This window comes from Streptomyces sp. NPDC040410, assembly GCF_055595715.1.
In genome coordinates, this window is record NZ_JBVIVK010000006.1 from 202,203 (window position 1) to 214,231 (window position 12,029).

At 71.4% G+C, this 12,029-nt stretch carries 9 protein-coding genes and 3 pseudogenes; 7 read left to right on the plus strand and 5 right to left on the minus strand.

Annotation, left to right across the window (positions count from 1 at the left end):
* Positions 1–43: 43 nt before the first annotated feature.
* Both ACZ562_RS15315 and ACZ562_RS15320 read right to left on the minus strand, forming a co-directional pair.
* Positions 44–2,014 (minus strand): SpoIIE family protein phosphatase, encoded by a 1,971-nt coding sequence (locus tag ACZ562_RS15315; RefSeq protein ID WP_471178350.1) that lies wholly within the window; start codon positions 2,012–2,014, stop codon positions 44–46.
* Between the two features lie 53 nt (positions 2,015–2,067).
* Positions 2,068–2,712 carry a class I SAM-dependent DNA methyltransferase gene (locus ACZ562_RS15320; RefSeq protein WP_471178829.1) on the minus strand — a complete coding sequence of 215 codons (645 nt, stop codon included), beginning with the start codon at positions 2,710–2,712 and terminating at the stop codon, positions 2,068–2,070.
* Between the two features lie 159 nt (positions 2,713–2,871).
* On the opposite strand from ACZ562_RS15320, the gene ACZ562_RS15325 reads away from it, so the two are divergent.
* Complete coding sequence (locus ACZ562_RS15325) at positions 2,872–3,150, plus strand: hypothetical protein (protein ID WP_471178353.1); 279 nt, start codon at positions 2,872–2,874, stop codon at positions 3,148–3,150.
* Positions 3,151–3,162: 12 nt separating this feature from the next.
* On the opposite strand, the gene ACZ562_RS15330 is transcribed toward ACZ562_RS15325, so the two are convergent.
* Positions 3,163–3,834: a hypothetical protein gene (locus ACZ562_RS15330; RefSeq protein WP_471178355.1), complete on the minus strand. Its 672-nt coding sequence runs from the start codon at positions 3,832–3,834 to the stop codon at positions 3,163–3,165.
* On the minus strand, positions 3,831–5,486 hold the full coding sequence (locus tag ACZ562_RS15335) for a serine/threonine-protein kinase (protein ID WP_471178357.1): 1,656 nt from the start codon (positions 5,484–5,486) through the stop codon (positions 3,831–3,833). The genes ACZ562_RS15330 and ACZ562_RS15335 overlap by 4 nt, the downstream gene beginning before the upstream one ends.
* 204 nt (positions 5,487–5,690) lie before the next feature.
* Here ACZ562_RS15335 and ACZ562_RS15340 point away from each other — a divergent pair, with 204 nt between their 5' ends.
* Positions 5,691–6,440, plus strand: coding sequence for a YqjF family protein (locus ACZ562_RS15340; protein ID WP_471178832.1), 750 nt, complete (start codon positions 5,691–5,693; stop codon positions 6,438–6,440).
* 42 nt (positions 6,441–6,482) lie between these two features.
* Here ACZ562_RS15340 and ACZ562_RS15345 read toward each other — a convergent pair.
* Positions 6,483–6,902: pseudogene (locus ACZ562_RS15345) on the minus strand (5-methyltetrahydropteroyltriglutamate--homocysteine S-methyltransferase); the annotation flags it as partial.
* A 69-nt stretch (positions 6,903–6,971) separates the two neighbouring features.
* Here ACZ562_RS15345 and ACZ562_RS15350 point away from each other — a divergent pair.
* From ACZ562_RS15350 to ACZ562_RS15370, 5 genes and pseudogenes are all read left to right on the plus strand, one after another.
* Positions 6,972–7,106 (plus strand): annotated as a pseudogene (locus ACZ562_RS15350) (transcriptional regulator); the annotation flags it as partial.
* Between the two features lie 139 nt (positions 7,107–7,245).
* A complete protein-coding gene (locus tag ACZ562_RS15355; protein ID WP_471178360.1) occupies positions 7,246–7,998 on the plus strand; it encodes an IclR family transcriptional regulator in 753 nt (250 codons plus the stop codon).
* Between the two features lie 98 nt (positions 7,999–8,096).
* Entirely contained in the window at positions 8,097–9,443 is a 1,347-nt protein-coding gene (locus ACZ562_RS15360) for a PP2C family protein-serine/threonine phosphatase (protein ID WP_471178362.1), read from the plus strand.
* 244 nt (positions 9,444–9,687) lie between these two features.
* Positions 9,688–10,128, plus strand: a pseudogene (locus tag ACZ562_RS15365) (PLP-dependent aminotransferase family protein); the annotation flags it as partial.
* A 54-nt stretch (positions 10,129–10,182) separates the two neighbouring features.
* Positions 10,183–11,949: a serine/threonine-protein kinase gene (locus ACZ562_RS15370; protein ID WP_471178365.1), complete on the plus strand. Its 1,767-nt coding sequence runs from the start codon at positions 10,183–10,185 to the stop codon at positions 11,947–11,949.
* The last annotated feature ends 80 nt before the right edge of the window (positions 11,950–12,029 follow it).

The window sequence follows — 12,029 nt, forward strand, 5'->3', positions numbered from 1 at the left end:
GGCGGGTGCGGGTCGCTGCCACTGCGGCCGGACACCGCGGATGCTATGCGCCCGGGATCTGCTGTTCGAACCAGACCACCTTGCCCGTGCTCAGCCGAGTCGCTCCCCAGCGCTGTGCGAGCTGATTGACCAGGAACAGGCCGCGGCCGCCCTCGTCGCCCGGCTCGGCGTGCCGCATCCTGGGCACCTGGGGCGAGTCGTCGGTCACCTCGCAGCGCAGCACGTCCGTGCGCAGCAGCCGTAGCGCGATGGGCCGGGAGGCGTACCGCACGGCGTTGGTCACGACCTCGCTGACCATGAGCTCCGTCGCGTCGAGCAGGTCTTCCAGGCCCCAGCGGCGCAAAGCCCTGCGCGTCAGGCGGCGCGCCTGTCCCGCGGTCATCGGATGGGGGTCCAGGTACCAGTACCCGACGCTGTCCGGAGGGAAGCCCTCGAGCCGCGCGGTGAGCAGCGCGATGTCGTCGTCCCGCGAGCCCGGGACCATCGAGCCCAGGACATGGTCGCAGAGGAGCTCCAGCGAAGGGCCCGTGAGCCCCTCCACAGCGGCCTGGAGGCTGGTGCGCAGAGCCTCGACGCCCGTTCCCACATCCGTGTCGCGGGATTCGACCAGTCCGTCCGTGTACAGCAGCAGGGTCGCGCCGGTGGGCGCGGGCATCTCCACGCACTCGAAGCTGACGCCGCCGACCCCGATCGGTGCGCCCGGCGGCACGCGGAGCACGTCGCAGCGGCCGTTCGGGTACAGGAGCGCGGCGGGCGGGTGGCCCGCGCTCGCCATGAGCAGCCGGTGCGAGATCGGGTCGTAGATCGTGTAGAGGCAGGTGGCGATGTGGTCGCTGCCCAGGCGCTGGGCCTGTTCGTCGAGGTGGTGCAGGACCTCGTCCGGCGGCAGGTCCAGGCCCGCGAGGGTCTGCACGATGGTGCGCAGCTGGCCCATGATCGCGGCGGAGGTCATGGAATGGCCCATGACATCACCGACGATCAGCGCGACGCGGTTGCCCGGCAAGGGGATCGCGTCATACCAGTCGCCGCCGACCTGAGCGGTCTTCGACGCGGGCAGGTACCGACTGGCCAGCCGCACGCCGGTCGGCTCGGGCAGCGACGAGGGGAGCATGGTGCGCTGCAACGTGTCCGCCACGGACGCTTCATGGCCGTACATCACCGCCTTCTGGATGCCGATGGCGGTGTGGGTCGCGAGCTGTGAGGCGACCAGCAGATCGTCGCCGGTGAAGGCGGAGCGTTCCGGACCGCGCAGGAGAACCACGGTGCCCATGACGTGGCGGCGACCGCGCAGCGGGGCGATGATCACTCTGCGGCCGGGTGGCAGCAAATCCGCCTCACTCGCCAGGGGGCCGAGCAGCTCGGCCACCGCGGGCACCACCCCTGGCACATCGCCGAACGCCGGCCGCCCGGCCAGCAGCAGCTGCGTGAGCCGGCCCGTGACGGCTGGCTGCACGTGCTCGGCCACATTCGAGCGCGTGGGACGGGTTGCGCGCGGCGGCGTCCGAGACGGTTCCGCGTGCGCGGCCTCCGGTGCGTTGTCGATGCTGTGCAGCCGCAGGACGACGGGGGCGGCCGACTTCTCCTCGCCGACGGGCAGCGGATCGTGCAGATGGACGATGACCGTGTCCGCGAAGGCGGGGACGGCCGCCCGGCGCAGTTCCCGAAGGGTCTCGTCCAAGTCCATCCCGCGGGCGATCCGCCGGGTCGCCACGTCGAGATACTGAAGCCGGTCGGTCTGTGCCCCGACACCGCCTGCCGGCGGCGAGGCCGGTTCCTCCGCGGACTGTTCGGCTGTCGGCCGCCCGGCTGCCGACTGCCCTGTTGCCGCCTTCCCGGCCGTCGACTGCCCCGCCTTGCCTCCGGCGCTTCGGCCGTGCGGAGGCGGCGGCGGGGGTTTCCGGGTGGCCCTCGAGCCCAGCGGCCTGACAGGTGCGACGGGCTCGGCGAGGCCCGGCGGACCCGACCGCCGGACGGCCTCGCCGGGGCCTTCATGCAAGGGGTGGTGCTCCGTCACGCGTTTCGTCCCGTCCAGTGGGGTCGCGGTCCGCGGTGATCGTCCGTGCCTCCTCAGTCACGCCGCCGGCAGCAGAGGAAGATCTGCTCCTCGGGCGGGACGTCGGCGACCGCCGGGGCATAGGTGTACGAGGACTCCCTGACGATCTCGAACCCCTCGTCCTCGATGACCTTGTGCAGATCCTCGCGCAGGTAGCCGGAGACGCGGATCGTGTTTCCGAGGAACGGGATCTCGAAGTCGTCCACGTCGGCCTCCACCATCGACAGGACGAACAGCCCACCGGGAAGCAGCAGATGGCGGACCGTCCGCAGGGCGAGGGGGATCTCCGCGCGGGGCAGCATCAGCAGCGAGAAGAAGGCGGCGACGGCATTGAAGGAGCCCAGGTCGCGAGGGCCGCCCGGGCGCAGGTCGGCGAGGTCCAGCTGATGGAACGTCGCGGCGGGGACGTACTGGCGGGCGAGTTCCACCATCCTGCCGGACAGGTCGACGCCCACGACGTCGAAGCCGGCATCCGTCATCTGGCCCGCGGTCGGCACACCTGTGCCGCAGCCGAGGTCGAGCACGCGGGATCCCGGCCGCAGGGACTCGATCAGCCAGTCCCCGGCGGAAACCTGGCCCTCCTTGTGCGGGAAGGCCTCGTCGTAACGGTCGCCGATGGCGTCGAAGGCCTCGGCCTGACCTGTGCGGTCAATCTGCATGCCCGCGTAGCCAGTACCGCTGTCCCTGTCGATCACGAAAGCAACCTTTCGTAGAGCATGGTGGATTATTTCATAAACGGGTGAACGCCGGTCGGTCCGATACGAACGCGGTTCCGCTCGACGCGCGGAAGACGAGCAGGCTACCTATGATCGTTATGCGTGGCACATACCTTCGACGAACTCGTCGAGAAACAGCGCGCAGCGCGTCAGGCGCACAACCGGGTGGAAGAACTGCGGAACTCTTATGGCCCGCCCACCCAGCACACGTGGACTGCGCAGGAGACCGGAACCTACGAGACCGCCCTGCGGGCCTGGCGTGACCTTGACAGGGACGCACGGACCGCGGTGGCCGACTACGCGAAGGAGCAGAGCCGTCCGCGCCAGGAGGTCGAGGCGGAACTGGACGCGGCTCTGCGGCAGACCGGCTCGGACACATAGGCCGGCACACCGTCAGGAGCAGTCGTATGTGAAGCGTGTGGTGGCCGTCTCGCGGGTGGGGGAGAGGATGCGCAACTCCGCCTCGGCCCCGTAGCGGCCCTCACCCTGGAACGTCCACAGCAGATGTACCCGTGCCCGCTTCTGGCCCCGGGACATCACCTCACGCAGGACACCCGACGTCGTGCCGTCGCTGCGCACCCACCGGTAGGACACGGTGCCCGGCCGGCCGTTCGTCGTGATCGCGCCGACGATGTCCGCCGTGCTGTCGCATTCCAATGCCGTCTGGCGGGTCGTGACGGTCACCGCTTCAAGATCGAGGGCCGTGCCGGAACGGTGCCAGGCGAGGAACGCGATGACCACGATCAGCACCAGCGTCGGCAGAGCATGACGGCGCAGGCCGCGGCGCGGACGCGGGGCGGGCATCGGCACCGCGGGCAGCGTCGTGTGGGAACGGTGCGCGAGAGCGGCGGTCACACCGGGGCCGAAGCGCAGCACGGTGCCCTCGACGCGATCGGGCCGGGTCTTCGGCGTGGGCGGCGCCTCGGCGGTCCGGTCCTCGACCAGCGTGGTGTCCGGCTCGGGTCTCTGGAACCAGTGGCTGGCCAGCACGGTGGCGCTGTACTCGGCGTCGGCGGTGGGGGCGTCGCCGGCGGACGGGGGAGTGCGGTCGTCGGCCGGAGTCATCGGATGGTGCACCGCCTCGTCAGGAGTTGCTGCGACGCGCCGCCGTCGGCGGACGCGGGGGCCGTCGTGGCCTGCACGGCCCAGTAACAGCCGTTGCCCTGAAAGGTGTGGTCGACGGTGAGCGTGTACTGCGTGGCGCCGCTGCGGTCGAACGTCTGGGGCGCGCCGTCCGGCGTGCCGAGCTGCCCACTCGTGTCGCCGGTGTACCAGGAGACGGTGACGGTGACCGGCCCTGGGCCGTCCGTGGTGACGGTGACGGTGGTCGTCCCCGTCGTCGGGCCTGTCTGACGGAACTCGGACACGGTGACGTCCTTGACCGCGGGCGCGACGGGCCCGGTGGGCGCGGTGGGGGATGCGGCCGTCGGGGTGGTCGTGGCCGTCGCCCCGCCGGGTGTGGTCTCGTCGGCCGTGGCCGGGGCCGACACGGACGCTGACGGGCCGTCGGAAGCCGAGGTCTCCGACACGGACGGGGAGGGGCCGGGCGATTCGGTGGATGTCGAGGACGCGGACGGGCCGGCGGACTGGGCCGGCGTGGCAGGGCCGCCCGGCTCCACTCCCGGCTGTGCACTGGTCGTGGCGAGCGCTTGGGCCGCCTGCTCGCCGGCCACGCCGCTGTTGTCCGGCATCCCGTACGCCAGAAGGATCGCCAGGAGCGCGGCGGCAGCGGACACGAGCATCCCCGGGCCGGTGGGCCGCCACGCCGGTGCCCGCCCACCGGCCCGGCCCGGCCCGCGGCGCAGGACCGTGCGGGCGGTGTCCGTCGCGGTCTCCGGGCGGCCGGCACGGGCCGACGGGAGGAGCAGCGCCAGCAAGGCCGCGAGCGCCGCGAGCCTGGCCCGGCCGCGCTCCTCCCAGTCGGGGCCGTGGGCGGCGACGGCCGCCGCCTCCAGCTCTGCGACGAACTCCTCGGCGTGCGAAGGCCGTTCCTCCGGCGACTTGGCCAGGCCACGACGGACCAGCGACCGCAGCCCCTCCGGAACCTCCTCGGCCGGGATGGGCGCATCGACGTGCCGCAGCGCGAGCTCGGCGAGATTGCCGCCCGCGTACGGCTTACGGCCCGTCAGGCACTCGAAGAACGTCGCCGTGGCCGCGTACACGTCGCCGGCGGGGGAGGCAGGCGCACCCGTCCACTGCTCCGGGGCCATGTAGGACGGCGTTCCGGCCACGCCGGCGGTCTCACCGTTGGACACCGCGATGCCGAAGTCGACGAGCTTCGACGCGCCGTCTGGCATGACCAGGACGTTCTCGGGCTTGTAGTCACGGTGGACCACGCCGATCCGGTGCGCGTCGGCCAGCCCGAGCAGAGAGCCCTTGAGGATCACGAGTGCGGCCTCGGGGTCCAGCGGTCCCTGCCCGGTCAGCAGGGACCGCAGTGAGACGCCGTCCACCAACTCCATCACGATGGCGGCACCGTCGGGGCTCTCCACGTACTCGTACAGCCCGGCGACGTACGGGCTGTCCAGTCCGCCCAGCAGCCGGGCCTCCGCGCGGAAGTCGTGTACGAAGCCCGGGCGGGTCTGCAGCGACCCGCTGAGGTACTTCACGGCGACCGCGATGCCGGTCCCCTCGTGCACGGCCAGCACGACCCGCCCGCTCGCCCCGGAGCCGAGCTCCAGCGACTCGGTGTACCCGGGAACTGCCCATGTGTTCATCCGCATCCCCTCTGGGCGGTACCTCCACGGCCGTGTGGCTTCGGGCCACGCGACCAGAGACACATTTTTCGGCCACCTCGGTTGCAGTGGGCGGGACCCGGTTGCGGCGCCGGAGTCGGAGGTCCTTCGGCCGACAAGGCGTCCGGCCGTCGGCCTGAAGGACATACTGACGGGGTGACGTCAGCATCACACCCGTACGTCCCGGTGCCACCCAAGGCCGTCACAGCCGATGCCCCGGGGAGGATCGGGCGGCCTCTGCTCACCCAGTCCTGGCTCGACCTGACCTTCCTGCACTGGGCCGCGGATCCGGCCGACGTGGCCGGCGTGCTGCCGCCCGGGACCGTCCCCGACACCCTGAACGGCGTCACCTATGTGGGTCTGGTCGCGTTCCGGATGCATCGCGTCGGTTGGCTCCGGCTTCCCGGCGTCCCCTACCTCGGCAGCTTCCCCGAGACCAACGTCCGCCTCTATTCGGTCGACGCCCACGGGCGGCGCGGAGTCGTCTTCTGCTCGCTCGACGCCTCCCGCCTGGTGCCGGTCGCGGTCGGGCGGCTCGGCTTCCGGATGCCCTACCTGTGGTCCCGCATGGCCGTCCGCAGCGACGGCGACACCGTCACCTACACCAGTTCGCGGCGGTGGCCCGGCCCGCGCGGCGCCCGCGGCAACATCACCGTCCGGGTGGGCGAACCCATCGAGGAACCATCGGAGTCGGAGCACTTCCTGACGGCCCGCTGGGGCATGCACAGTGCCTTCTTCGGCCGCCCTGTGTACCTGCCCAACGCCCACCCGCGCTGGCCCCTGCGCCGAGCCGAACTGGTGGAGTGCGACGAGGACCTGGTGGCCGCGGCAGGTCTTCCCGAACCGGTGGGGGAGCCGGTGAGTGTGCTGTACTCGCCGGGCGTACCGGCCCGCTTCGGCCGCCCCGCCCGCCCGGCCGGCATCCCGGCGCCCTGACCGACGAGTCCGCCGCAGCGCAGCGTGGCCGTCGCAACGGCCGGCGGCGAAGACGGTGTCGGGGCCCAACTCGGGCACGACATAGTGGTAGTTGGTGTCGAACCACTTGGTCATCTCCAGCGGCGCGACGTCCTCGGTGCCGCGGGCCATGGCGAGTAGCCGTCCAGGGCGTCCGCTTCGACGGCGGCGCGATGCCGTGAGGGGATCGCGCCGACCATGACGGTGGTGTCCAGTACGTGGTCGTAGTACGAGAAGTCGCCGGTCGGCACCTCGTGGAGGCCCGCGTCGGTCATTTGTCGCCAGTTGGCGCGGCGCAGGCCGACGGCGGTCCGGTGGAGGGCGGCGGCGGTGACGCGGCCCTTCCAGTAGCCCTCGACTGCCTTCTTCAGTTTCCGGTTCGGGCCTTGGCGGGGTAGCCGTACTGGTGGCCCGTGCTGCCGCGGCTGCGGACTGCGATGTCACGAAACTCTCCTTCGCGAGCTGTGTTCGTCGAACGACCCCGGCGACGGGGTGAGGACGCGAAGGAATCACTGGGACCGCGTCGTCACCGCCTGGGCCGCAGGCGGCGACCAGGCCATGGGCGACGCCTGGATCGAGCAGATCGTCGATCTCGGCTCCCGGTGGGGCCAGTACGAATATGTCACCAACATCGGCTTCGCGGCCTAGAGGATCTGCTCAAAGCGTCCCCAATGGCATCTGAGCGGGAAGCCTCCGCTCAGGAGGCTCGGCGGTCTTCGGCTCCCCCGAGCCGTGGAGGGGCTGCGCGTGCCTTGCCTGTGCCGCGCGCCCGGCGCAAGGTGGTCGTATGGGTGACGGCCCTACGCTCATCACCTCCGTGCAGCGGGCCTTCCGCCTGTTGGAGGCGGTGGGCTCGCACGTGAACGGCGCGCCGGCGAAGCAACTGGCGCGTGAGACGGACCTGCCCCTGGCCACCGCCTACCACCTGCTGCGGACGCTGGTCCACGACGGATACCTGCGGAAACTGGACGACGGCGGGTTCATCCTGGGTGACAAGGTGCAGTCGCTGCGCACCACGAGCCGCGGGCAGGCGCTGCTCAGCCGTGTCCGGCCCACGCTCGCCGCTCTGCGGGACGAACTCGCGACCGCCGCCTACCTCACCTTCTACGAGGACGGCGAGATCCGGGTCGCCGAGATCGTCGACGGTCCAAGGACGCCCCGGGTGGATCTTTGGGTGGGATTCGAGGACGCGGGGCACGCCACCGCGCTGGGGAAGTCCGTACTGCGCGAACTGGACGACGACTCCCGCAAGGACTATCTCTCCCGGCACACCCTCGCCGACCTCACGCCGCGGACCATCACCAGCCCTCCGGAACTGCTCCGGCAGGTCGACTCCTCACCCGTGGCCCCGGCCGTCACGGATCTGGAGGAGTACTCTCTCGGCACGGTCTGCGTCGCCGTGCCCGTCTACAGCGGGGACACGCTCGGCTCGCTCGGCGTCTCGCTTCCGGCGGACCGGCTGTCCCGGCTCGAGGAGATCCGGACGCGGCTGATTCCGACCGCAAGCCGCGTGACCAGGGGCCTGTCGCTCACTATCTGAAAATCCTCTCCTTGTGGCGTCCGATCCGAACCCGTTTCCTGGATGAAACGGAAATTCCGGGAATGTGCCCGCGCACGAGTGAGGACATCGGACACAACATGAGCCAGGCCCGAGACCATGGTGACGACCACCGGCCGACGCGGCCTTTCAGGAACCGACTGGCCCGATCCGGCGCGTCGGCCCGCAAACGCCCCGCCGCACGGCTGGCCTCCGGTACGCCCGTACTGCCCGTGCTGATCGTCTCCGTCATCGTGCTCGTCGACCTCTTCGGCGGAGCAGGGATGATCTGGCTGCCGCTGCTCGCGGCCGGGCCCGCGCTGGCCGCCACCACCAGCGGGCCGCGCGGGGTTTTGTGTGTCGGTCTCCTCGCCGCCGTGCTGGGCGCGACACTCGGAGCCCGGGACGGTGTTCCGGGCCACGAGCTGACCGCCGTCCTGTCCGCCCTGGTGGCCGTCACCCTGGCGAGTGGCCTGGCCAGCGCCCTGCGCGGACGTCGCGAACGGGTCCTCGCCGCCGTCCGCTCGGTCGCCGAGGCCGCCCAGCACGCGCTGCTCAAGCCCGTACCGGCCGCGGTCGGCCCGTTCCACGTGGCCGTCCGCTACAGCGCGGCGGCCGCGGAGGCCCGTATCGGAGGGGACCTCTACGCACTGGTGCCCACGCCGTACGGCGTCAGGCTGATCGTCGGCGATGTGCGCGGCAAGGGGCTGCCGGCCGTGGGGACCGCCGCACTCGTGCTCGGTGTCTTCCGCGAGGCCGCCTACGACGAGCCCGACCTCCTCGCCGTCGTCAGCAGGATCGAGCGCAGCCTGGCGCGCAACCTCGGTCACGACGACTTCGTCACCGCCGTCGTCGCCGGATACCCGCACTCAGGGCATCTGGAAGTGGTCAACTGCGGACACGCCCCTCCGCTGCTGGTACGGGAATCCGGAAGCGTCGAGGCGCTGGAGCCGACCCAGCCGGCGCCGCCCCTCGGACTGCGCGCCCTCACCGGCGAGACCCCCAGCCTCCAGGTGCTGCCCTTCACCGAAGGCGATCAGTTGCTCCTCTACACCGACGGCGTCACCGAGGCGCGCAACCACGGCCGCGAGTTCTACCCGCTCGCCGAGGGGCTCGCCCGCCACGTGTCCGACGAGCCGGAACGCACCCTCACCGCGCTCCACGACGAACTGCTGGCGCATGTGGGCGGCCGACTGCACGACGACGCGGCGCTGCTCCTGCTCCGTAAACCGGCCACGACCGAGCACGCCATTCCCCATGCGACCGCCCCCGAACAGGCGACCGAGTGCCCTCGCGGCGGCGGGCCCCGCACCACCCCGTCCCCTTCCGGGTCCTCCGCCCCGGACGAGGGCAGCGGCGGAAGCCGGGCTGCTCAGAAGAGCGAAGGCGCGGTGGACCCGGACCTCACGCTCGCCTTCACACCGTGCGGCCGAAACAGCAGCGGCTGACGGCCCCGTTCACCGTCCCGCGGCAGACCTCCGTGGACGGTCATGGGGACGGTCATTCGACCCGGAAGGCGCGCCGCCGGCTGCGGATCCGGGCGGTTGCTCCAGTGCCCGCAAAGCATTCGATCCGATCACGGCGGCTGACCACCGGCGGCCGGAGGCTGACCGTACGGTGCCGGGCCCTGGCGCGGCCGGTACACCCACACCCCCTCCGCAGCCCCGCCCCGCGCAGCCGTAAACAACCGGCGAACTGGGCACGCTGCCGTACGAGCTGCTGGCCGGCGCCCGTGCGGCGGTGGACTTCCTCGCCGCCCTGGCACCGGAGGCGCCGGGCAGCCGCCGCGAACGTCTGCTGGCCGCCTTCACGGCGATCGAGTCCCACGAGGACACCCTGCGGATTCGTATCGAGCGCGGGCTGACGGAGATCGGCGGAGTCACCTTGTACTCCAGGGCCGTACGACGCACCCCGACCCTGCTGCTGACCCTCGCCGGCCGCGAGTCGGCGGCCGTACCGAAATAACTGGCAGAGCGTGGCGTCGACGCCCCGGCCGGAACCTTCTACGCCGCTGAGGCCGCGCGTCGGCTGGGGCTCGGGGACGTGGGGGGGCGTTCGGACCGGTCTGGCACCCACAACTGTGTCGAGGACGTGGACCGGCTGCTGGAGGCGTTGGCGAGCGTCGCCCCCTGACGGAAGCGGAGGGCCGGAGCGCCGGAGCGCCGGGCGTCGCATAAGCTCCTCCGCATGAGTGAGGGGGAGAACGGCAGACGGGTCGTCGACGGGCGCTTCGAGCTTGAGGCTCGGCTCGGTGGCGGCGGGATGGGCACGGTATGGCGCGCCCGCGATCTGCTGCTGCACCGGAATGTGGCGGTCAAGGAGGTCCGGCCGCCGGACGTGGACCTCGCCGAGTACGACCCCGAGAAGGCGGGGATGCTGCGTGAGCGGGTCCTGCGAGAGGCCCGCGCCCTGGCCCGGGTCGAGCATCCGAACGTGGTGACGATCCATCACATCGTCGACGGCGGCGAGGGCACCTACCCCTGGCTCGTCATGGAACTGGTCGAGGGCGGCTCGCTCGCCGACCGGCTGGCCCGCGGCCTGATGCCCCCCGCGGAGGCGGCCCAGATCGGGCGCGGCGTACTCGACGCCCTGCGCGCGGCGCACGAGGTCGGCGTCCAGCACCGCGACGTGAAACCCGCCAACGTCCTGCTCCGCACCGACGGCCGTCCGGTGCTCACGGACTTCGGCATCGCCGCGATCCGGGAGTCCACCACCCTGACCGTCACGGGATCGATCATCGGCACGCCCGACTACATGGCCCCGGAACGGATCTCGGGCGACCGGGGCGGACCCGCCGCGGACCTGTGGTCGCTGGCGATGATGCTGTACGTGGCCGTCGAGGGCCTGCATCCGCTGCGACGCGACACCACGCTGGCCACGCTGGCCGCCGTACTCCAGGAAGACGTACCGCCGCCGGTACGGTCTGGGGCCTTGGCGCCGGTGCTGGCACGGGTCCTGGTCCGCGATCCCGCGGCGCGGCCGGACGCCGGGACCGTCGACCGGATGCTGGCCGCCGCGGCGCAGGCCGAAGAGCACCACGAGCCCACGTCCTACCCGCTCGCATCTCCGGCGTGGCCCGGAGCACCGACCTCGACGACGGGCGAGACCTGGTCCTCAGGAACGTCGTACCCACCTCACGGACCCCTGACGGGAGGGACCTGGCAGCCGCAGGACGCTCCCCCGGCACACCTGCCGCCGCCACCACCGCTGCTGCCTCGCACCGCCGATGTCCAGGCGGCGAGAGCCGTTCCGCGGCCGAGGCGTTCGCGGCGCGTCACGGTCGCCTCTTCCGCGGCAAGCATCGTGCTGGTGGGCACTCTCACCTGGATGGTACTGCCGGACGGCAGCGACGCGGACGCGACGACGACCCAGGGCGGTGCCTCGGGAACCCGTGCGGGCCAGTCCACGTCCCGGTCCACGCCTCAGTCCACGCCCCAGTCCACGCCCAAGGAGGTCAAGGAGACGCCGTCCACCGGCGACACCGCCTCGAATACCACCGACCTGCTCACCCCCGACGGCATCCGGACCGCGATCAAGGCCATCGAGGAGGCGTCGGGAAGCGACACCTTCGGTGACTTCACCGTCTATCCGGACTATGTCTCGGCGAATGTGATGGTCAAAGGCAGCCGGACCCGGTACGTCAGCTACGACTACCGCGCCAACGGTGGCGCGGAGGAGGGCATCATCAAGGGGCAGCTGATGGGGGGTGAGGAGCCGGTGAGCCTGGAGAACTTCGATTGGGACGCCGTTCCCGCGTTGCTCAAGCGTGCGGACAAGGAACTGAAGGTCGAGAATCCGACGAGCCGCTACCTACTGGTTCGTCAGCCGAACAACATCTTCAACACGCCCGCGGGCATGGCTGTCTACCTGAGCGACGATTACGGCGTGGGTGGCTACGTGGAGGCCGACACACAGGGCAAGGTGACGAAGGTGATGGCGGACGACGACTCCTGACGAGGTGTCGAAGCCGATCACGGCGCACATCACGAGGAAGCCGAAGCGTCAGCCAGTCGGAGAGTCACACCCCCGAGCGG

Excerpts from the sequence above, each read along its gene's own strand:
- ACZ562_RS15355 (WP_471178360.1), top strand. The coding sequence starts at position 7,246 with ATGGGTGACGGCCCTACGCTCATCACCTCCGTGCAGCGGGCCTTCCGC.
- ACZ562_RS15330 (WP_471178355.1), bottom strand. The coding sequence starts at position 3,834 with ATGACTCCGGCCGACGACCGCACTCCCCCGTCCGCCGGCGACGCCCCC.
- ACZ562_RS15335 (WP_471178357.1), bottom strand. The coding sequence starts at position 5,486 with ATGAACACATGGGCAGTTCCCGGGTACACCGAGTCGCTGGAGCTCGGC.
- ACZ562_RS15320 (WP_471178829.1), bottom strand. The coding sequence starts at position 2,712 with ATGCAGATTGACCGCACAGGTCAGGCCGAGGCCTTCGACGCCATCGGC.
- ACZ562_RS15370 (WP_471178365.1), top strand. The coding sequence starts at position 10,183 with ATGAGTGAGGGGGAGAACGGCAGACGGGTCGTCGACGGGCGCTTCGAG.
- ACZ562_RS15360 (WP_471178362.1), top strand. The coding sequence starts at position 8,097 with ATGAGCCAGGCCCGAGACCATGGTGACGACCACCGGCCGACGCGGCCT.